The sequence below is a fragment of the Shewanella sp. SM73 genome (genome assembly GCF_025653795.1).
In the GTDB taxonomy this organism is placed as follows: domain Bacteria; phylum Pseudomonadota; class Gammaproteobacteria; order Enterobacterales; family Shewanellaceae; genus Shewanella; species Shewanella oncorhynchi.
Map to the genome: position 1 here is coordinate 1 of NZ_JAKKRY010000004.1, position 21,215 is coordinate 21,215.

Annotated in this window: 13 protein-coding genes and 2 pseudogenes; 9 read left to right on the forward strand and 6 right to left on the reverse strand. The window is 44.9% G+C overall.

Features of this window, described 5'->3' with window-relative positions; genetic code table 11:
* Nucleotides 1–209, forward strand: a pseudogene (locus tag L5M51_RS07300) (IS3 family transposase); the annotation flags it as partial.
* A 73-nt stretch (nucleotides 210–282) separates the two neighbouring features.
* Here L5M51_RS07300 and L5M51_RS07305 read toward each other — a convergent pair.
* Together L5M51_RS07305 and miaE are read right to left on the reverse strand one after the other, a co-directional pair.
* Nucleotides 283–1,923, reverse strand: coding sequence for a recombinase family protein (locus L5M51_RS07305; protein WP_263172149.1), 1,641 nt, complete (start codon nucleotides 1,921–1,923; stop codon nucleotides 283–285).
* 46 nt (nucleotides 1,924–1,969) lie between these two features.
* Nucleotides 1,970–2,092: pseudogene (gene miaE / locus L5M51_RS07310) on the reverse strand (tRNA isopentenyl-2-thiomethyl-A-37 hydroxylase MiaE); the annotation flags it as partial.
* 283 nt (nucleotides 2,093–2,375) lie between these two features.
* On the opposite strand from miaE, the gene L5M51_RS07315 reads away from it, so the two are divergent.
* Nucleotides 2,376–2,972: a Yip1 family protein gene (locus L5M51_RS07315; protein ID WP_263172150.1), complete on the forward strand. Its 597-nt coding sequence runs from the start codon at nucleotides 2,376–2,378 to the stop codon at nucleotides 2,970–2,972.
* Nucleotides 2,973–3,151: 179 nt separating this feature from the next.
* Here the strand turns inward: L5M51_RS07315 and glnS are convergent, their stop codons facing one another.
* The 3 genes from glnS to L5M51_RS07330 all read right to left on the reverse strand — a co-directional run bounded on the left by glnS (nucleotide 3,152) and on the right by L5M51_RS07330 (nucleotide 7,603).
* Nucleotides 3,152–4,822 carry a glutamine--tRNA ligase gene (gene glnS / locus L5M51_RS07320; RefSeq protein ID WP_173245638.1) on the reverse strand — a complete coding sequence of 557 codons (1,671 nt, stop codon included), beginning with the start codon at nucleotides 4,820–4,822 and terminating at the stop codon, nucleotides 3,152–3,154.
* Between the two features lie 254 nt (nucleotides 4,823–5,076).
* Nucleotides 5,077–7,371 carry a Fe(2+) transporter permease subunit FeoB gene (feoB, locus tag L5M51_RS07325; protein WP_263172152.1) on the reverse strand — a complete coding sequence of 765 codons (2,295 nt, stop codon included), beginning with the start codon at nucleotides 7,369–7,371 and terminating at the stop codon, nucleotides 5,077–5,079.
* Nucleotides 7,364–7,603 carry a ferrous iron transport protein A gene (locus tag L5M51_RS07330; protein ID WP_028760477.1) on the reverse strand — a complete coding sequence of 80 codons (240 nt, stop codon included), beginning with the start codon at nucleotides 7,601–7,603 and terminating at the stop codon, nucleotides 7,364–7,366. Before L5M51_RS07330 ends, feoB begins: the two co-directional genes overlap by 8 nt.
* Nucleotides 7,604–8,043: 440 nt before the next feature.
* Here L5M51_RS07330 and L5M51_RS07335 point away from each other — a divergent pair, with 440 nt between their 5' ends.
* The 4 genes from L5M51_RS07335 to L5M51_RS07350 all read left to right on the forward strand — a co-directional run bounded on the left by L5M51_RS07335 (nucleotide 8,044) and on the right by L5M51_RS07350 (nucleotide 15,563).
* A complete protein-coding gene (locus L5M51_RS07335; protein ID WP_263172154.1) occupies nucleotides 8,044–9,003 on the forward strand; it encodes a DmsE family decaheme c-type cytochrome in 960 nt (319 codons plus the stop codon).
* A gap of 13 nt (nucleotides 9,004–9,016) precedes the next feature.
* Nucleotides 9,017–11,167 carry an MtrB/PioB family decaheme-associated outer membrane protein gene (locus tag L5M51_RS07340; protein WP_263144395.1) on the forward strand — a complete coding sequence of 717 codons (2,151 nt, stop codon included), beginning with the start codon at nucleotides 9,017–9,019 and terminating at the stop codon, nucleotides 11,165–11,167.
* A gap of 35 nt (nucleotides 11,168–11,202) precedes the next feature.
* Nucleotides 11,203–13,122, forward strand: coding sequence for an OmcA/MtrC family decaheme c-type cytochrome (locus L5M51_RS07345; RefSeq protein WP_263144393.1), 1,920 nt, complete (start codon nucleotides 11,203–11,205; stop codon nucleotides 13,120–13,122).
* A 248-nt stretch (nucleotides 13,123–13,370) separates the two neighbouring features.
* Nucleotides 13,371–15,563 (forward strand): OmcA/MtrC family decaheme c-type cytochrome, encoded by a 2,193-nt coding sequence (locus tag L5M51_RS07350; RefSeq protein ID WP_263144391.1) that lies wholly within the window; start codon nucleotides 13,371–13,373, stop codon nucleotides 15,561–15,563.
* A 42-nt stretch (nucleotides 15,564–15,605) separates the two neighbouring features.
* On the opposite strand, the gene L5M51_RS07355 is transcribed toward L5M51_RS07350, so the two are convergent.
* A complete protein-coding gene (locus tag L5M51_RS07355) occupies nucleotides 15,606–15,767 on the reverse strand; it encodes a hypothetical protein (RefSeq protein WP_181800802.1) in 162 nt (53 codons plus the stop codon).
* 138 nt (nucleotides 15,768–15,905) lie between these two features.
* Here L5M51_RS07355 and L5M51_RS07360 point away from each other — a divergent pair, with 138 nt between their 5' ends.
* The 3 genes from L5M51_RS07360 to L5M51_RS07370 all read left to right on the forward strand — a co-directional run bounded on the left by L5M51_RS07360 (nucleotide 15,906) and on the right by L5M51_RS07370 (nucleotide 21,028).
* A complete protein-coding gene (locus L5M51_RS07360; protein ID WP_263172156.1) occupies nucleotides 15,906–17,858 on the forward strand; it encodes an OmcA/MtrC family decaheme c-type cytochrome in 1,953 nt (650 codons plus the stop codon).
* A gap of 68 nt (nucleotides 17,859–17,926) precedes the next feature.
* Nucleotides 17,927–18,928: a decaheme c-type cytochrome MtrA gene (gene mtrA, locus L5M51_RS07365; RefSeq protein WP_028760483.1), complete on the forward strand. Its 1,002-nt coding sequence runs from the start codon at nucleotides 17,927–17,929 to the stop codon at nucleotides 18,926–18,928.
* A 12-nt stretch (nucleotides 18,929–18,940) separates the two neighbouring features.
* On the forward strand, nucleotides 18,941–21,028 hold the full coding sequence (locus L5M51_RS07370; protein ID WP_263172157.1) for an MtrB/PioB family decaheme-associated outer membrane protein: 2,088 nt from the start codon (nucleotides 18,941–18,943) through the stop codon (nucleotides 21,026–21,028).
* Nucleotides 21,029–21,215: the final 187 nt, after the last annotated feature.

The window sequence follows — 21,215 nt, forward strand, 5'->3', positions numbered from 1 at the left end:
AGCACAGCCAGCTGAACTTTGTGTCACCAGGGCAACGTCATGCGGGGCAAGATGGTGATATCTTAGCCAAGCGAAAAGAAGTGCTCGAAGCGGCAAAGGCAAGAATGCCCGAGCGTTGGTCCAAGGAAGTCAGAAATTGTGATGCTGTGGGTCCAGTCACGTTAAACCCAGATAAGGCACCCGCAAACAATGTAATAAATGCAGCTTAATATTTAAGCAAAGAGTGACAACTACCTTGAAAAACACCGCAGATGAAAGGCAAAGGGACTAGAGGTTATGGTTCTAATCAATAATCACTTGCTTAGGGTGCAAATTAGTCAATACTTTGATATTGGCTTCTAGTTGCGTCACTTCTCCCATTTTTTCCAACATATTTGCTAATTCATCATAAGCCACAATCTGGTCATCAATGAAGATAACAGCATGTTCATCTTCTAGATCGCCCATGTCAGCGTAGTTCTTCTCAATACGGTAAGCTTCATCTTTTCTGGAGTAACCAAGATATTTAATCGTTTTTCTTAAGTCCCCATGGTCAAATGAAACTTCATCATCTTTAATCACCATCTTTGAGTCTAGTCGTTGGAATAATAGATTAAGTCGTTTTGAATCACTGGTTATATCTTTCAAGTCTACCCAGTTAAGTATGCTATTACCTGTAGCTATACTATATGCCTCTTCTCTTTGTCCTTTTAATTCATTTAGTTGCGCGGTAATCTTTTCCATAACTTTAAGTAACGAGTTTATCATCTCGTTTTCAGAACTCAGCAGCTTATTTTCAAGAACTTGTAGTTTCTCATTGCACTTGATTATTTCGATATCTAACTTTGAAACAGTTAAGTTAGCTTTTTCATTTTGACTTAACTCCATTAACCTAGCTAAAAAGAAGTGTTCAAGGTTTGACCTAAAAAAATATAAAGGCAACAGGTAAGGGAATATTCCTTTAGAACTACATGCATTTCTAGCCAGACGTTGCTTGTAACTGCAGCGCAATACTGGCCAAGAATGTTTCGACTTTTGAATCGAACATCCATTTCCACAGTGGCCACATTGCACTAAACCGCTGAGATGCCACTCTCGGTTAGGGTTTACATTTTTATGTAGACGCTTTTCATGTACAGTTTGAGCCTTGTAATAAATCGACTCATCCACAGCAGCTTTATAAACTTTATAACACTCAACTTCGTTGATTCGCCAGTAACCCAGAACAACATCAGATGTGATCCACTTGATAACTGTTGACGGGTTCATCCTTTGAACTTCTAGCAAATCAGGATACTTGTCCTTCAGCTGATTTAGGATATTTCGTTGCCCATTTCCAGAAAGATATAGCTCAAACATATCTTTAATAACGACATGCTTATCGTTAACAGTACCATCACTATTCAACCAGAATGGTTTTCTGATATTTGGAGTAATACCTTTTCGAGCTTCATCTCTTCGTTTATTGTAACTACCTAATACTCGTTCTTTACGATTTTGAGACTCAGAAAAAGCACCGTGAATTTCAACCAGAAGCTTAACTTGTATCCCAAGATCATCTTCTCCTTCGGGGCCATATCTTGCATCATCCTTCGCAGTTACAATGGTTACTCCAGCTTTCCAGATCTTCCGCAATAACTCTTGAGTTTCAGATACCTTCATTCGAGAAAGGCGTGAAAAACGTTCTACTAGAATAATAGAGCCATGCCTTACTCGCCCTATTTCAATATCATTAACAAGACGACCTAAGGAACCTTTATCTAAATGTGCTCCTGTATGCCCAGACAATCCTTTATCTTCATACAACCCAGCTTCTACAGCCCAATCTTTATTTCTCTCAAGCCACGCTCGCTGCTCGACTCCTTGTCGGTACAATGAGCTACCCAACTCCTGCTTAGGACTACTGAAACGCTGATATAAATACACTTTAGTAAGATTCTTCATATTAATTGGTCGCTCAAAAAGTTTGTATGCACACCTTACCACAGTACTCACAGTTACAATGGTCGATCAGCAACTCATCCAAGGAATCTGATTTTATCGCAACATCAATCCAAGTTTGCGGTGTTTCACAGTGAAGAAATGCGTGGATGGGGGCAAGAAGTTGCAGCATGGACTCACTCAATATCATTCTGAATATCGCACTATTTTACGCATATTTACTCATAAGCTATAGCATTAGGCTTAAGTAAACTTGACGCGCTGAACTTTTTGTTCAATAAATAATCTACACTCTAAAGAACTGAGATCCTGATCACACAGCCTCTCACTTCTCTATGTGTAACCAATCGATGGATAAAGAGACAGGACACCATTTTAACCTCGATTGTAGAGCTGTTATCAGCTCGTCTGACGTTTGGCGAGCCATTCATCAATGCTGAACAAGGATAATTATAATGATACTGAATCACTTAATGGGGCTATACACTCATCCTAAACAAGAGTGGCACACAATTGAAAAAAACCATGAGGCACTGAAAAGTAGCTTAAGCCATGTAGTACTTATCGCCTTAATTCCGGCGGTGTGCAGCTATATAGCTACGGCTTACATTGGCTGGAATCCTGGCGCTGGTGATCCTATTTACCTCACACCTCAAAGCGCCATGTTTATGTCGGCGGGCATGTATTTAGGCCTAATTGCGGGCGTATTCGCCCTCGCCTACTTGGCCTATTGGATGGCAAAAACCTTCGATGCAAACCCAACCTACACCCAAGCGTTAGAACTCGCGTCCTATACCGCTACGCCATTATTCATGGTCGGTTTAGCCGCCTTGTATCCAGTGCTGTGGTTTATCATGATAGTGGGATTGATTGGTCTGGCTTACTCAGTCTACTTACTGTACGCGGGTGTGCCGATTATTATGAATATCCCTGAAGAGAAAGGCTTTATCTATGCCAGCTCTATGGTGACCGCTGGTTTAGTGTTGTTAGTGGGACTAATGGCAACCAGCGTAATCTTATGGAGCTTAGGCTTTGGTCCTATGTACCAATAACCACTTTAATTCATCACAAATTTAATCAACAGCAACTCAAGCTCTGCGTCGCAATTGATTTGTAGCAGAAAATAAAAAAGAAGACCGTCAAGGCCTTCTTTTTTGAGTTGAATTAACGCTCTGAGCGATTTAGCAGATCTGTTTGACTCACTCAGTCAAACAGATCCACTTAAGCAAAATCACTCGAAAGAATCACGCAGCGCTACGGTTAAGTTAAACACTAAATTATCCGGCGATGAATCTTTGCTGTCAGCGCAGAAATAGCCTTCACGCTCAAACTGATAGGCTTGTTCCGCAGGTGCATTCACTAAGCTTGCTTCTGCAAAACCTTGTACAACGATCAATGATTCAGGGTTCAACACTTCATCCACAGTCTCTGCCGCAGCAGGATTAGGATCGGTAAATAAACGCTGATAGAGACGGAATTCAGCAGGCTTGGCAGTAGATGCCTCAACCCAATGGATCACGCCTTTGACTTTACGGCCATCTGCAGGGTTTTTACCTAAAGTTTCAGGATCATAAGTACAGTAAACCGTCGTGATATTACCTTCGCTGTCTTTGTCACAACGTTCAGCTTTAATCACATAGGCATTACGTAAACGCACTTCTTTGCCTGTAACTAAGCGTTTGTATTGTTTGTTGGCTTCTTCTTTAAAGTCAGCCACATCGATCAATATTTCTCGGCCAAAGGCTAATTCACGCGTCCCCATGCTCTCATCATTTGGATGAGCGGCCGCTTGAATGTACTCAAGTTCACCTTCAGCATAGTTTTCAATGATGACTTTCAATGGACGCAATACGGCCATCGCACGCGGTGCATGTTCGTTCAATTCTTCACGAATACACGCATCTAACATGCCGACTTCAATCATATTCTCTTGCTTAGTCACGCCGATACGTTGACAGAACTCGCGAATTGACGCCGGTGTATAACCACGGCGACGTAAGCCTGCAATCGTTGGCATACGTGGGTCATCCCAACCTGACACGAGTTTACGGGTCACAAGGTCGTTCAGCTTACGTTTAGACATCAAGGTATATTCGAGATTTAAGCGGGAAAACTCGTATTGACGAGTACGATTCGGCGCTTGAAAATCGTTCAAATTATCCAACACCCAATCGTATAAACGACGGTTGTCTTGGAACTCTAATGTACATAAAGAGTGGGTAATATGTTCTAACGCATCAGAAATACAGTGCGTGAAGTCGTACATTGGGTAAATGCACCACTTGTCACCTGTTTGATGATGATGGGCAAAACGAATACGGTAGATGATAGGATCGCGCATACACATGAATGGCGATGCCATATCAATTTTGGCACGCAATGCGCACTCGCCTTCTTTAAAACCACCGTCGCGCATCTTAGCGAATAAGGCGAGGTTTTCTTCGACTGATGTGTCGCGGAAAGGACTGTTTTTACCTGGCTCTTTTAACGTACCACGGTATTCACGGGTTTCATCTGCATTCAAAAAACACACATAAGCCAAACCTTTATTAATCAGTTCAACCGCATATTGATGTAACTGATCAAAATAGTTTGATGAATAGCGAACATCACCATCCCACTGGAATCCAAGCCAACGCACATCCGCCTGAATAGAATTCACATAATCAATGTCTTCTTTTTCAGGATTAGTATCGTCAAAACGTAAATTACACAGACCGTTATAGTCTCGCGCTATCCCAAAATTTAAGCAGATAGATTTAGCATGACCAATATGAAGATAGCCATTCGGTTCCGGCGGGAAACGAGTCTGTACACTCGTGTGCTTACCGCTTTGTAAATCTTCATCTATGATATTACGAATAAAGTTACTCGGACGTACTTCAGTGTCCACATGACTCATGGAATTCCTCTTTGCGAACAATGGCAATTTTAAGAAAACCAGCATGATCCTACAGATCACTACTAGTTACAATGCCTAGGGTTAAAAACTCTGGTTTTTGACTGTTTAGGGTTATAACCGCGATAGTAAAACAATAAAAGCAGCCATGAAAGCTGCTTTTATCTTTGACCTAACTAAGTATCTTTGACCTAACTAAGTATCTTTGACCTAACTAAGCTGACATTTATTATTCAGTCATGCTGACTCAGTAAATCTTACTCGGTGATAATGCGGATCCCAGGAATAATCTGCTGGCTTCTTTTACCCTTACGTTTCAACCACAGATAAAAAGCGGCTAATGCAAACAAGAAGAAACCAATCCACAGACTTGATTGAACTGGGTGCTGCGTAAAGGTAGCTGCTTGATAAACTACCGTTGCAGAACCATAAGCCAGTGAGAAAGTCCACGTTGCCGCAAACGTCGCCCACCGAGAACCAAATTCATGCACTAAGGCGCCCATTGCCGCAACACAAGGAGTATATAGTAAGATAAACAGCAAGTAGGAAAAAGCCGCAACTTTACCACTAAAACCTGCTTGTAAAGCACCAAAAGTCGATGTCGCAACACCTTGTTCTTCAGCCACGGTTTCTTTGTTGGTTAAATCACCGACCGACAGTTTAAGCGGATCTTCAAGATCTAAACCAAACAAGTTAGCAGGAATCGTTGCCAGAGCCACATTAAAGCTTTCGCTCAATGGTGCAAGCTCTTCATCTGTCGGCGCCGCGCTGCTGTATAGACTGTTTAAGGTACCAACAACCGCTTCTTTGGCGAAAATACCCGTGATAATACCGACGGTTGCAGGCCAGTTATCCTGCTCTATGCCCATAGGCGAGAAGATAGGCGTGATTTTTTGGCTCGCGACACTCAGCAAAGATGCTTGGCTGTCTTCATGGCCAAATGTGCCATCAACACCAATAGCATTAATGAAGTTCAATAAGGTCACGACCAGCACAATCGTTTTACCTGCGCCTAAAATAAAACTCTTAGTGCGTTTACCTGTACGAACCATAACAGCTTTCAGCTTAGGTAGTTCATAACTTGGTAGCTCCATCACCACTGCACTACTGCTGCCGGGTAATAAAGTGCTTCTGAGTAATAAACCCGTACCGATAGCGGCAAAGATACCAATAATATACAGCAAGAAGACTAAATTCTGACCTGAATCAGGGAAGAAAGCCGCCGCAAATAGTGCATAAACCGGAAGACGTGCACCACAGGACATAAATGGTGCCATCATCCCTGTCACAATACGCTCACGCTCACTGCCTAAGGTTCGCGTCGCCATAATTGCAGGCACAGAACAACCAAAACCGACAATCATAGGAACGAATGCTTTACCAGGCAGGCCAATACGACGCATTAAACCGTCAACCACAAATGCAGCGCGCGCCATGTAGCCAGAACTTTCGAGGATCGACAAACCGAGGAAAAGCGCCGCAATAACAGGAATAAAGGTTGATACGGTTTGAATGCCTTGGCCGACACCGCCCGCTAAGATAGTGACTAACCAAGCTGGAGAGCCCATGCTCGTCAAGAATGAACCGAAGTGATCGACAAACAATGCGCCAGCAAAAACATCAAAGAAATCAATAAAAGCACTGCCAATATTAATGCTGAACATAAACATCAAATACATCACAAACAAGAACACAGGAATGCCAAGCACAGGATGTAAAACGAGTTTATCTAATTTGTCACTGAGGGTGAGGAACCCTGACTCTTTCACTGAACCTTGAAAAACTTGTTCAACGAAATTAAAGCGCGTGGTCGCCACCATCACTTCAATATCATGGCCTTGCTGAGCGATAATCTGAGTACAGGAATTCACTTCATCCTGCAGTTCAGCATTTTTACAGCTACCACAACCCGAACCATTACCTAGCATAGCCAAAGCGCGGCCGCGACTTAATTGGGCATCTTTGCTGCAGAGTAACTGCACGCCCGCTTCAATTTGTTCATCATAGTGAAGCACTAATGGGGCTTCTGAGACTCGGCCTTGAAGTAAATCGAGTACCTGTGCCTGTACTTTAGCGACATCGGCAGGATCTCGCGAACACACGCCAATCACAGGGCAACCCAGCTCTTGGCTCATTTTCTTTAAATCGACTTTAATCCCACGTTTGACAGCCGAATCAATTTTATTCAGCACCACTACCATAGGGATAGCGAGTTCACGCAATTGGGCTGTGAGATATAAGTGACGTTCGATATTAGTGGCATCGACTAAATTGATAATGCCATCGACACGTTGCTCGGCAAGGTATTGCTGCGCAATTTGCTCATCAAGTGAACAATCGCAACTATTGCCCGCAGGGAGAAGGTCGTAAATACCCGGTAAGTCTGTCAGATAGACGTCAGCACCGTTTAAGGTGAAATGACCAGTCTTTTTTTCGACCGTAACACCAGACCAGTTACCCACTTGTTGATTTGCGCCTGTTAGCGCGTTAAAGAGTGTAGATTTACCCGCGTTAGGGTTTCCTACTGTGACGCAATGAAACTGCTTAGCCATTCGTCTTTTCCACCTCAATGATGTCTGCCAAATCTCTGCGCATACAAAGTTTACTACCACGAATATCCAGTTCGAGACCAGAGCCCATAGGTGCGTATCGGATCAATAAAAAACGCGTATTTGGCGTGATCCCCATGGACAACAACTTGCGCTTCACGGTTTGTGGCAGCGCCAAACGCCCCACTTCAGAAATAAGACCGCGATCGCCGGGACTGAGTTCGCTTAACTTCATTACGTATTCCACCTTGCAACAGGTTCAGCTCGAAAAACTGCGCCCATTGTAACCGAGCGATGACACTAATAACTTTACCTAGATCAAGATTTTTGATTGGTAACGATAATAGTTTTCAATTGTGTTGGGTATTATGTGATAAAAATTCCAATGAATAAACGACCAACCGAAAATAAAAATCCGCACCTTAGCATTAGTGACTATCAAGCGATGCACAGAAGTCAAAACGCTGTAAACAAATCCCACCCGAAACAAGTGTGATCAAAATCACACTTAATCTATATCGCCTGTAAAATCATCCCTCTTTACAGTGAAAAGACCCCGCAATGTTAAGCACGTGTCACACACTTGTTCTAATATTAACCGAGCTAAATAAGCTAAATTAGCAATGTCGAAAGCGTAAAAATAACAAATATAAATGCACTCGGGAAAACATAACCATGGAAATAGGGCTAAAGTTCAGAAGCATAGCTAAGGCTATGCTATGTATTTTGTTATCAATCGCGAGCGTTTCGGCCTCAGCGACCCCTTGGGATGACAAAAAACCAGAAGAAGTTGTTGCGACATTAGACAAAAAATTCGCCGAAGGTAAGTATTCCGCTAAAGGCGCTGATACTTGCCTGATGTGCCACAAAAAAAGTGTCGTGGTGATGGCGATATTTGAGGGGGTTCATGGCAACCCCAATGTGAAAGATTCACCCATGGCCGATTTGCAGTGCGAAGCCTGCCACGGCCCGTTAGGGAATCATAATAAAGGTGGCAAAGAGCCGATGATCACCTTTGGCGTAAACTCCCCTGTTCCCGCGCAAAAGCAAAACAGTGTCTGTATGAGTTGCCACAATGACAGTCAACGTACCGCATGGAAAGGCAATCACCACGATAACGCCGATGTCGCCTGTAGCAGCTGCCATCTAGTGCATACCGCAAAAGATCCTATCAGCGATAAAGCCAATGAAGTCACCATTTGTACCCAGTGCCATACCCAACAAAAAGCCGATATGCACAAGCGCTCGGCGCATCCATTACAGTGGCAACAAATGGTGTGCAGTGACTGCCATAATCCCCACGGCAGTTTAAACGATTCAAGCTTGAAGCAAATGAGTGTTAATGAAAATTGCTATAGCTGTCATGCCGAAAAGCGCGGCCCTAAACTGTGGGAACATGCTCCCGTCACCGACAACTGCGCTAATTGCCACAATCCCCATGGCAGCGTGAACGAAGCCATGCTGATCAGCAAACCGCCACAACTGTGTCAGCAGTGCCACGCTTCGGATGGCCATAGCAGTAATGCCTATTTTGGCAATCAAACCAATGCCTTCACTTCTGGTAATTCCTGTATGAATTGTCACGGACAAGTGCATGGCTCTAACCATCCTTCTGGCAAATTACTACAGAGATAACAAGGGAATGATCATGCGAACAGCTAAAATGTCTCACCCTAGCGCTTATTTCTCCCTCACTTTGCTGACTTGGGCGATAAACGGTGTTTTGACTCAAGCACACGCCGAAGGTTATGAGCTGCAAGAAGCGAATCGAAGTAGCATAAAGACAGAGGCATGGAGCTGTAAGCAATGCCAACCTAAGACAGGTCATATTGGCAATGTCAGTGCCAGCCTCGCTTACAACGATAGTGAGGACAGCCGTTTCGGTAACCGCACAGGGACAGATAATGATGGTCTCGTTGGCGCCGTCGGTGCGGATATGATGTACAAAACGCAGACGGGTTATCAAACCGAGCTGGTCGCGGACAAGTTAGGCTTTGATGCGGGCTCAGCCAAGCTCACAACAGGAAGGCCGGGAAACTATCAAATCAACTTGGGTTATAGAGGTTTAGCAAGCTATAACCATAATCAACTCAAAAGCCCCTATACCTCAGCGCAAGATAAAATGTTATTGCCCGATAACTGGATAACAGGCGGCACAACGCAATCTATGCCTATGTTACAGAGCAGCCTTGTTAGCCAAGATTTAAGTATTCAACGTGATCGCTTTAGTATCGGTGGTTACTACGCGGGCAACATATCACCTGAAGGTGACAATAACAGTCACTACAAAGCCTCGCTAAACTATCAGCATGAAGACCGCAGCGGCGCCAAAAAGACCAGTGCCAATATACTCACCAATAGCATTATGCTAGCCCAACCAATTGATGACAGTACTGATGAAGTCGATGCGAGAGTTTATTTTAACGGTTCAGGCTGGCAAGCTGGCATCAATAGCCAAATCAGCCAATATAAAAATGATCACCAAGCCATGCTGTGGCAATCAGCCTACACACCCACCTTTGGCGCAGCATACTTAGGCCAGAATGCGGTCGACCCCGACAATAAAGCCTACCGAGTTGCCGCAGAAGCCTCAGGGGGGGCAAATGGTCAAAATGTATTGATGCACGCAGGCTTTAGCCGCATGACCCAAGATGACACCTTTATTCCTGCCACCATCAATGGCCCATCGCCCGTCCTGCCTGCGGATACCTTAAATGGCCAAGTCGATATTGTAGAGATGGACCTTAAATATTCAGGACGGATCAGCCAAGATTTAAGCATGCAGGCAAGTTACAACTATCAAGACAGAGATAACAAAACGGCTCAATTAGACTTTCCGCAGATCGTCACCGACAGTATTGATCAAGGCACAGCCCAAAATAGCCTTTATGATAAGCGCACCAAAAAACTCGAACTTAAAAGCAAATACCGTTTTACCTCAGCGGCTTATGCCGAAGCGGGTTACAGCCATAATGAAAACGATTATGCCGAACTCGACCGCCAATCCGTCGACGAGTCCGGCGTGTTTGCTAAACTAAGTTATCGCTATTCGCCCGCATGGTCAGCTTGGTTGAAAGGAGAAGCACTAGAGCGAGATGGCAGTGAATATCATCCCGTCGTAACCACTCAAAGTTCAAGTAATCCTTGGCTACGTAAATCCTACCTTGCCGATAGAAAAAGACAGAAAGTCACCTTACACACGGATTATCAGAGCGATATTGGTCTATCTCTTGGTGCCAGCTTACACAGTATTAATGACGACTATCATCATACCTTAGTAGGTCTAACTCAAGTGTCCTATCTCGGTTACGACTTGTCAGCCCAATATGTGCTGAGCAGTGACCTCAATTTAACCGCCTTTGTTAACCAAGATTGGCGCGATTCAGACCAAGCGGGCAGTAATTCCTTCTCGACACCCGATTGGTACAGCACTGCCGAGGAAAAATCGACCTTGATTGGTGCAGGGCTTAGTTATCAAAACCTGTTCGATCATCACCTCGATATTGGTTTGGATTACAGCTATTCCGACGGACAGAGTGATACCGAAGTGACCTACGGCATCACCAGTCCCTATGGCGATTTTTACGCCCGCAAACACAATATTAATGCCTACGCCAAATATAAGTTTGCCGACAGCATGTCGCTGCGCATCGATTGGTTATTCGAAAAATATCAAGATGCTAACTGGCAAAACCAAGGCACAAGCTGGGACACGATTCCCAACGTACTCAGTTTTGGTGATATGGGCCACGACTACAACGCTCACTACTTAGGCTTGACCTTAAGCTACCAAATGTAACTTAGGCACTGACAGCGCATTCCAAGGATAGAAATATGAACAAGTTTGCAAAAATTCGCACTCAATTCAGTCTTATGCTGGCCTTAGTCTCCATATTAAGCGCCTGTGGCGGTGATAACGGCCAAGATGGTAATCCCGGTGAGCCTGCGAAACCGCCTGCATTAACGATAACTAGCCTTAACATCATGGTCGATAAAGTCGCGATGACAGATGGCATTGCTCAAGTGGATTTTCAAGTGAGCAATCAAGATGATGAAGCCGTGATTGGTATCCCATCGGCGACATTTATTGCTGCGCAGCTTCTCCCCCAAGGTTATACAGGCGCGGGGAATAGCAGTGAATGGCAGCACTTTACCGCTGAAACCTGCGCGGCAACTTGCCCAGGCAGTCTCACAGATCATAAAAACGGTCACTACAGTTATACCTTCAGCGCCGCATTTAATGCCATGAATGGAGTGACGTTTATGCCCGAAGCGACCCAAAGAATGGTGGTCAAAATTGGCGGCGATAAACTTGCCGATAACACGCCCTTACCTATAACCAATCAGCATTATGACTGGCAATCTTCAGGTAGTAATGTCGCTTACACCCGCAACTTAGTCACAATAGAGACCTGTAATGGTTGCCACAGTAATCTAGCTTTCCATGGCAGTAGATATAATCAAATCGAAACCTGCGTCACCTGCCATAACAGCAAAAAAGTCAGTAACCCTGCGGATATTTTCCCACAAATGATCCACAGCAAACATTTAACCGGCTTCCCGCAACCCATTAGTGACTGCCAAACCTGTCACGTCGATAAGGCTGAGTTAACCGAACAGCAAAACTGGCGCAGAGTCCCGACCATGCAAGCCTGTGGTGCCTGTCATACACAGATCAATTTCCCCGCAGGCGAAGGACACCCAGTGCAAACAGATAACAGTAACTGCGTGGCGTGTCATAATGCCGACTGGACCGCAAGCGTACACAGTGATGAAGCTAAAACCGCGGCACTGATGCAATTTAGCCCAAGCATCACCAGCGCCAGTATGGATGCCAATGGTACGGTCACTGTTGCGGTTAAGCTGATGAATCCAGCCACAGGAACTGTGTATAGCGAAAGTGCCGATAAACTAAAATTTATCAATGATTTAAGGGTATATGCCAACTGGGGAACCAGTTTTGATTATGCGACCCGTTCAGCTCGCTCGATTAAACTGCCGGAATCCACACCCATATCAGGCTCTAATGGCATTTATACCTATACGATAGCGGGCCTTACCGTGCCAGCAGGCACTGAAACGGATCATGGCGGACTTGCGATTCAAGGCAGAGTCTGTGCCAAAGATAAAGTACTGGTTGATTGCACGACTGAACTGGCGGAAGTGTTAGTGATTAAATCCAGCCACAGTTATTTTGATATGGCAGCATTGAGCAATGAAGGTCGCCGTAGCGTTGTGAGCAATGCAAGCTGCGGTAATTGCCATGGTGATCAAAAACTGAATATTCACGGCTCACGTAACGATCTCGATGGTCAATGCCAGCTATGCCATAACGCCAATATGCTGGCCGATGCGACGGCAGCCAATCCTTCAATCACGTCATTTGACTTTAAGCAGCTGATCCACGGTATTCACACCAGTCAATTCACGGGGTTTGAAAGCCTAAACTACCCAGGAAAAATCGGTAACTGTGCCCAATGTCACGTTAACGATACTGCGGGGATTTCTACCGTCGCCCTCCCCTTAAATTCAGCGGTACAACCCCTTGCCCTCGATAACGGCACTTTTACCAGCCCAATTGCCGCTGTGTGTAGCAACTGCCATTCAGATACCAGCACTCATAACCACATGGCTCAGCAAGGTGCTGTTTTTGCAGGTACAAAATCCGATGCAACCGCAGGAACTGAAACCTGTGCTTTCTGTCATGGACAGGGCGGAGTCGCGGACGTGTTGAAAGTGCATCCAATAAACTAACCCTATGATGCTGGCCTAAAAAGGCCAGCAACTGCAGATATAAAAGGAACTCATACGATGCAGTCATCTACTCCTAAAGAAATAGTCAGATCTCAGTCACATTACCCGCCTAAAGTGACTGATAAATACCAGTGACTTAGTTAGCCTTACAGATGGAAAACTAATTCCACACATCTTATGCGGGTAATGAGATTTATTCTTATTTGCCAAGCGGTTGATGATGATTACAACTATTGCAGGGAAATATCATGATGAAACGGTTCAATTTCAATACCGCAACAAAAGCGATGTTGGGTGCCGGTTTACTCTCTCTACTACTCGCCGGTTGCGGTGGTAGTGACGGTAAAGATGGTGAAGACGGAAAACCTGGCGTTGTCGGTGTTAATATCGATTCAACTCCTACACTGAAAGCAAGTTTCACTAACGCCACAGTCGATGCAGGTAAAGTGACTGTTAATTTCACATTAGAAAATGCGAATGGTGTGGCTGTACTTGGCTTGAATAAAGATCACGACATTCGCTTTGGTATTGCGCAACTTAGCCACGTAACAGTAGCAACAGAAGATCCAGCAAAACCCGCTGACCGCGGTTACCAATGGCAAGCCTATATCAATACGAAAAAAGAACCTGGCACAGTGCCTTCTGGCGTGGATAACCTCAATCCATCCGCTCAATATCAAGCCAACGTTGAAGCTGCAGCCAAGTGTGATACATGTTTAGTCGATCATGGTGATGGCAACTACAGTTATACCTATCAAGCCAATATCGCCAATGTCACTGAGCCCTTAGCCATCACTTACAGCGCTGAAGCGACTCAACGTGCAACCTTAGAGCTTGAGTTACCACAACTTTCAGCAAACGCACATTTTGACTGGCAGCCTTCAACAGGTAAAACAGAAGGAATCCAAACACGTAACGTTGTTTCAATAACAGCCTGTTACACCTGTCACCAACCAGAAAGTTTAGAGTTACACGGCGGCCGCAGAGTTGATATTGAGAACTGTGCATCTTGCCATACGGCAACATCTGGTGACCCTGAATCAGGCAATAGCATTGAATTTACTTACATGATTCATGCTATCCATAAAGGTGGCGAACGTCATACTTATGATGAAACTGGAGCGGAAGTTCCTGCACCATATAAAATTGTGGGGTATGGCGGTAAAGTCATTGACTATGGCAAGGTTGGTTTCCCATTAAAACCTGCCGCTGATTGTGCAGCCTGTCACGTAGAAGGAACGAACGCGCCAGCTAATGCCGATCTATTTAAGGCTGATTTAAGTAATCAAGCCTGTATTGGTTGTCACACTGAAAAACCATCTGCTCACCACAGCAGCAATGACTGTGTTGCCTGTCATAATGCAACTCAACCCTATGGTGGAACAGGCAGTGCGGCTAAACGTCATGGCGATGTGCTGAAAGCTTACTCTGACACTAAAACTATGGGTATTAAGTTCAGCAATGTAGGTGTCAACACCACAGGCAAAATCACTTTCGATGTTCAAGTTATTGATAAAGATGGCAATGCGATTGACAAAGCCTTCGTGAACCAGGGCTCGCGTGTTGTAGTAGCATGGGATTCTAATAAAGACTTCCCGAGTTCTGCTACGGCTTCTTACAGTAACCGTCGCATTGCTCTAAGTGAAGGTACCTATAACGAAGCCAATAAAACCTACTCATTGACTGGCACTAAGTTCAATTTACCCGCAGATGCAAATGGTAAAACATTCGAACTATGGTCAACATTGGAAGTATGTTTCAACAATGGTGGCTATGGCGTTGCGGATGTTGTGATGACAGATTGTGCGGCAGCTAACACACACAAAGTCCCAGTCAAAGAAGCTCCTTATCACTTCGTTTGGAAAGATAATGCTGTGGATAGCACAGCTAAAGCAGCTATTCGTCGTGATATTATTGACCCAACAAAATGTCAGGGTTGTCACAATCAAGAAATTCACCACTATGACAATGGTGTAAACTGCCAAACTTGTCATACATCAGACAAAACCCTTAAAGCCGATTCAAGCTATCCTGGTGGCAAAATCCCAACTAGCTTTGCTTGGAAAGCTCACGAACGTGAAGGCCATTATCTAAAATATGCAGGCGTACAATCGGGCACTGTGCTTAAAACCGATTGCGCTACATGTCATACTGTAGATAAATCAAACGTCATTACAGGTATTACCTTAGGCCGTGCACCTGAACGCACATGGCGTTTTGGTGACATCAACAATAACGGTACCGATATTTGGGTCTCTTCTGATGCAGGCGCATGTTTAAGCTGTCACCAGAAATATCTCTCTGATGCCGCTAAATCTCATATTGAAGCTAACGGTGGTATCTTAAACGGTACTAGCGCAGCCGATGTGCAAACCCGTGCATCTGAAAGCTGTGCGACTTGCCATACACCAGCTCAATTGAGTGAAGTCCACGGTAACTAAACAGGTGTAACGCTCTCATTCAGAGCAATGTTTTTATCGTTATTAAAGAGAGAGGTTGTTACCTCTCTCTTTATATTCTTCCCTTTCAAAAATCCGCTGTTTTTTTGTTCTAGAATCATTTTTACCTCTCGCTTTAAATACCTCTTTAGAAATAGAAAGATCCAAGTCACACATTAGCAAAGGCCTTGGAGATTTTAAGGTCATGTTAGGTTAGCCTTTCCTTGGGGAATTCTATTTCCAGCATCCACTTAAGTCGCTTCTAGTGACCAAAAACACAGACATAGAATCTGTTGGCTCTAGAACATAGCGTTTAAGCAATGCCAAACCTATGCAGGGAAAAAAATGATGAACGCACAAACAACTAAAATCGCACTGCTGTTAGCAGCAAGTGCAGTCACTATGGCCTTAGCGGGCTGTGGTGGCAGTGATGGTAATGATGGTAATCCCGGTGAACCTGGTGGCGAACCTGCTCCAGCGATTCAAACCCTTAATTTTGCCTTTGACAAATCTGTCGTCACTAACGGTATTCCGAGTGTTGAGTTTACCGTCACTAACGAAAATGATTTACCCGTTGTTGGCCTACAAAAAATGCGTTTTGCCGCAGCACAATTAATCCCACAAGGCGCAACTGGTGCAGGTAATGCGTCACAATGGCAGTACTTTGGTGATGAGACCTGTGATGTCGCTGCAACATGCCCAGGGACTTTCGTTGACAAGAAAAACGGTCACTACAGTTATACTTTTAGTATGAACCTGACCGCTAACACTAAAGTCACCTATAACGAACAGTTAGCTCAACGAGTATTAATCCGCGCTTATAACACTCCGCTTCCCGATGGTACTCAAGTACCAAACAGTAACGCCTTTGTCGACTTCACTGCCGATACTGGCGCACTGCCAACATACAGTCGCAAAATTGTCGCCACAGAAAGCTGTAATACTTGTCACCAAGATTTAGCCAATGTTAAACATGGCGGCGCGTATTCTGACGTTAATTACTGTGCAACTTGCCACACAGCCGGAAAAGTCGGTGTAGGTAAAGAGTTCAATGTTCTCGTTCACGCTAAACACAAAGACCTCACCTTAGGCTCATTAGAAAGCTGTCAAAGCTGTCACGCAGCAAATGAGGCTACGCCTGATTGGAGTAATTGGTCACGTATCCCAACTGCTGCCTCATGTGGAAGCTGCCATAGCGCAGTGGACTTTGCTGCCGGTAAAGGTCACTCACAACAGCTAGATAACTCTAACTGTATCGCCTGTCATAACAGCGATTGGACTGCAGAACTGCACACAGGTAAGACTGCAGACAAAAAAGCCGTTATCGCTCAGTTAGGTATGTCAGCAGCACTTGCTGGTCAAGCTGATGATACTGCAGTATTAACCGTGTCTATCTTAGACAAAGATGGTAACGCAATTGATGCGGCAACCGTTCAAGATAAGATTAAACGTTTAGAGTCCGTTACCAACGTTGGCCCTAACTTCCCGATCATGGGCTACAACCCAAGTCCAGGTAGCGGTAAAGCGAAAATAGCGAAAGACTTAGTCAAAGATGGCGCACTGCAAGAAGGTGTAACCTTAGTTGACGGTAAATTAGTCTTTACAACACCCGTTCTACCTTTCGGTGCAGGCGATACTGATACCGCCTTTACCATTATCGGTTTAGAAGTGTGTAGCACTGGTACAAGCTTAACCGCATGTACCGCAGACAGCGCAACAACGAGCATGAAAGCCGAACTGGCTTTTGGCACTAAGTCTGGTAAAGCACCGAGCATGCGTCATGTTAACTCAGTTGAGTTTGGTACCTGTCAAGGTTGTCACGGTGATAGCTTCGAAATTCACAAAGGCCACCATGCAGGTTTTGTGATGACAGAACAGCTATCACATGCAAAAGATGCCAGCGGTAAACCAATCGTCGGTGTGGATGCGTGTGTCGCTTGTCATACCCCAGATGGTACCTATGCAAGTGGTGCAAACAAAGGTGCGTTGGAGATGAAATTACACGTTGTTCATGGTAAACAAGGTGTCATCAAAGAATGTACCCAATGTCATAACGACTTCAACCTAGATGCATTCAAGGTCAAAGGCGCTCTGGCAACAACTGCGGGTAAATACACCACGCCAATCACTGCCACTTGTACTTCATGCCACGCACCAGAATCTATTGGCCACGGCTTAGAAAATATGGGCGCGATTGTGAACGGTGATTATGTTCAAGCCAATCAAGCGGCGCAGTCAGAAACCTGTTTCTACTGTCACAAACCCACACCAACAGATCACACTCAGGTGAAGATGTAATTTGCCCAAGCAGGGGGAGTTCGCTCCCCCTTTCTTGAATTTTGTTGGGACAAATTGGGAAGCCTATTATGAAGAACAGCCTAAAAATGAAAAACCTACTGCCGGCACTTGTCATCTCCATGGCAATGTCTGCAGTGATGTCTTTATGCATCACACCGAGTGCGCACGCCTCAAAGTGGGATGACAAAATGACACCAGAACAAGTCGAAGCCACCTTAGATAAGAAGTTTGCCGAAGGCAGCTACTCCCCTAAAGGTGCCGATTCTTGTTTGATGTGCCACAAAAAATCTGAAAAAGTGATGGACCTCTTCAAAGGTGTTCATGGCGCCATTGATTCATCAAAGAGCCCAATGGCTGGCCTGCAATGTGAAGCCTGTCATGGTCCTATGGGTCAACACAATAAAGGCGGCAACGAGCCGATGATCACTTTTGGTAAGCAATCGACCTTAAGTGCAGAAAAACAAAACAGTGTCTGTATGAGCTGTCACCAAGATGATAAACGCGTATCTTGGAACGGTAGTCACCATGACAATGCCGATGTAGCTTGTGCCTCATGCCACCAAGTGCATGTCGCAAAAGATCCTGTGTTATCAAAAAACACCGAAATGGAAGTCTGTACTAGCTGTCACACTAAGCAAAAAGCAGACATGAATAAACGCTCGAGTCACCCACTAAAATGGGCTCAAATGACCTGTAGCGATTGTCATAATCCCCATGGGAGCATGACAGATTCCGATCTAAACAAGCCTAGCATTAACGAAACCTGTTACTCCTGCCACGCCGAGAAACGCGGCCCAAAACTGTGGGAACATGCACCCGTCACTGAGAACTGTGTTACTTGCCACAATCCTCACGGCAGTGTGAATGATGCCATGTTGAAAACCCGCGCACCGCAGCTGTGTCAGCAATGTCACGCTAGCGATGGCCACGCCAGCAATGCTTACTTAGGTAACACTGGTTTAGGTTCAAACGTCGGCGACAATGCCTTTACGGGTGGAAGAAGCTGTTTAAATTGCCACAGTCAGGTCCATGGTTCAAACCATCCATCTGGCAAGCTATTACAGCGCTAAGGAGACGAGAAAATGAAATTTAAACTCAATTTGATCACTCTGGCGTTACTAGCAAACACAGGTTTTGCAATAGCGGCCGACGGGTATGGCTTAGCCAATGCCAATACAGAAAAAGTCAAAATGTCCGCTTGGAGCTGTAAAGGCTGCGTTGTTGAAACGGGTACGTCTGGCACTGTGGGTGTTGGCGTGGGTTACAACAGCGAAGAGGATATTCGCTCGGCGAATGCCTTTGGAACTTCAAACGAAGTTGCGGGTAAATTTGATGCCGATGTCACCTTCCGTGGTGAGAAAGGCTATCAAGCCAGCGTTGAAGCTTATCAACTGGGCATGGATGGTGGCCGTTTAGATGTCAATGCGGGCAAACAGGGCCAGTATAATGTCAATGTAAACTATCGCCAAATCGCCACTTACAACAGTAATAGCGCCTTAACGCCCTACTCTGGTGTCGGCAGCGATAATTTAACCTTGCCAGACAACTGGGTAACTGCGGGTTCAAGCAACCAGATGCCGTTACTGATGGACAACCTAAATGCCTTAGAACTGTCGCTCAAACGTGAGCGCACAGGGTTAGGTTTTGATTATCAAGGTGAATCGCTGTGGAGTACGCATGTGAGCTACATGCGTGAAGAAAAAACCGGCTTGAAAAAAACATCAGGTGGATTCTTTAACCAATCCATGATGTTAGCTGAGCCAGTTGATTACACCACTGACTCCATTGAAGCTGGCATTAAACTAAAAGGCGATCGTTGGTTCACTGCACTTAACTACAATGGCTCAATTTTTAAGAACGAGTACAACCAGTTAAACTTCGACAGTGCCTTCAATCCGACCTTTGGTGCTCAAACCTCTGGCACACTAGCCCTTGACCCTGACAACCAGTCACACACAGTCTCGCTCATGGGCCAATACAACGACAATACCAATGTGTTAACAGGTCGTGTGCTTGCGGGACAAATGAGTCAAGACCAAGCATTAGTCACTTCAGGCTATGGCTATCAAGTGCCGACAGAGGCCGTTGATGCCAAAGTTGACCTCACAGGGTTAAACTTAAAAGTCGTCAGTAAAGTGACTAACTCACTGCGCTTAAGTGGTAGCTACGACTATAGCGACCGTGATAACAATACTCAAATTGAAGAGTGGACCCAAGTCAGCATCAACAATGTCAATGGTAAGGTGGCCTATAACACCCCTTACGATAACACTAGCCAACGCTTCAAAGTGGCGGCGGATTATCGTATTACCCATGGACTGAAGCTTGATGGCGGCTATGACTTCAAACGTGATGACCGTAATTATCAAGACCGTGAAACCACGGATGAAAATACCGTTTGGGCACGTTTGCGTGTTAACAGCTTTGAAACTTGGGATATGTGGGTTAAGGGCAGTTACGGTCAGCGTGATGGCTCGCAATATCAAGCTTCTGAATGGACATCTTCTGAAACCAACAGCCTGTTACGTAAGTACAATCTGGCTAACCGCGACAGAACCCAGATTGAAGCTCGAGTCACCCACTCGCCAATCGACAGCTTGACCATAGATTTCGGTGCCCGTTACGCATTAGATGACTACTCTGACACAGTTATTGGCTTAACTGAGTCAAAAGACACCAGTTATGATGCCAACATCAGCTACATGATCACCGATGATTTACTGGCGACAGCCTTCTACAATTACCAAATCATTGAGTCTGAACAAGCGGGAAGCAGTAATTACAGCACCCCAACATGGACAGGATTCATTGAAGACAATGTAGATGTGGTCGGGGCAGGCCTTAGCTACAACAACTTGCTTGAGAACAAGTTACGCATGGGATTGGATTACACTTATTCAAACTCCGACAGTAACACTCAAGTCAGACAAGGTATCACAGGCGACTATGGCGATTATTTTGCCAAAGTGCACAACATTAACTTATATGCTCAATATCAAGCCACCGAGAAAATGGCGCTGCGCTTGGATTATAAAATTGAGAATTATAAAGACAATGATGCCGCCAATGATATCGCCGTCGATGGGATCTGGAACGTCGTAGGCTTTGGCAGCAATAGCCATGACTACACAGCGCAAATGATCATGCTGAGCATGAGTTACAAACTCTAATCGATACTGTTCATAACACGAAAAGCCCGCATGTTGCGGGCTTTTGTTTAAGCGCAGTATTATCTTTTAAAGCGATAACATCATGGCAGATAACAGTAAAAATCTTGAATAAGATCAGACTCTGGCGCGAAAGTCCGCCCATAAAAACCTTAATCCTTGAGTTTTGGCTCACTTTAGCGGATCTTAA

Excerpts from the sequence above, each read along its gene's own strand:
- L5M51_RS07370 (WP_263172157.1), top strand. The coding sequence starts at position 18,941 with ATGAAATTTAAACTCAATTTGATCACTCTGGCGTTACTAGCAAACACA.
- L5M51_RS07350 (WP_263144391.1), top strand. The coding sequence starts at position 13,371 with ATGATGAAACGGTTCAATTTCAATACCGCAACAAAAGCGATGTTGGGT.
- L5M51_RS07335 (WP_263172154.1), top strand. The coding sequence starts at position 8,044 with ATGGAAATAGGGCTAAAGTTCAGAAGCATAGCTAAGGCTATGCTATGT.
- L5M51_RS07305 (WP_263172149.1), bottom strand. The coding sequence starts at position 1,923 with ATGAAGAATCTTACTAAAGTGTATTTATATCAGCGTTTCAGTAGTCCT.
- feoB (WP_263172152.1), bottom strand. The coding sequence starts at position 7,371 with ATGGCTAAGCAGTTTCATTGCGTCACAGTAGGAAACCCTAACGCGGGT.
- L5M51_RS07340 (WP_263144395.1), top strand. The coding sequence starts at position 9,017 with ATGCGAACAGCTAAAATGTCTCACCCTAGCGCTTATTTCTCCCTCACT.
- glnS (WP_173245638.1), bottom strand. The coding sequence starts at position 4,822 with ATGAGTCATGTGGACACTGAAGTACGTCCGAGTAACTTTATTCGTAAT.
- L5M51_RS07330 (WP_028760477.1), bottom strand. The coding sequence starts at position 7,603 with ATGAAGTTAAGCGAACTCAGTCCCGGCGATCGCGGTCTTATTTCTGAA.
- L5M51_RS07315 (WP_263172150.1), top strand. The coding sequence starts at position 2,376 with ATGATACTGAATCACTTAATGGGGCTATACACTCATCCTAAACAAGAG.
- L5M51_RS07345 (WP_263144393.1), top strand. The coding sequence starts at position 11,203 with ATGAACAAGTTTGCAAAAATTCGCACTCAATTCAGTCTTATGCTGGCC.
- mtrA (WP_028760483.1), top strand. The coding sequence starts at position 17,927 with ATGAAGAACAGCCTAAAAATGAAAAACCTACTGCCGGCACTTGTCATC.
- L5M51_RS07360 (WP_263172156.1), top strand. The coding sequence starts at position 15,906 with ATGATGAACGCACAAACAACTAAAATCGCACTGCTGTTAGCAGCAAGT.
- L5M51_RS07355 (WP_181800802.1), bottom strand. The coding sequence starts at position 15,767 with ATGACCTTAAAATCTCCAAGGCCTTTGCTAATGTGTGACTTGGATCTT.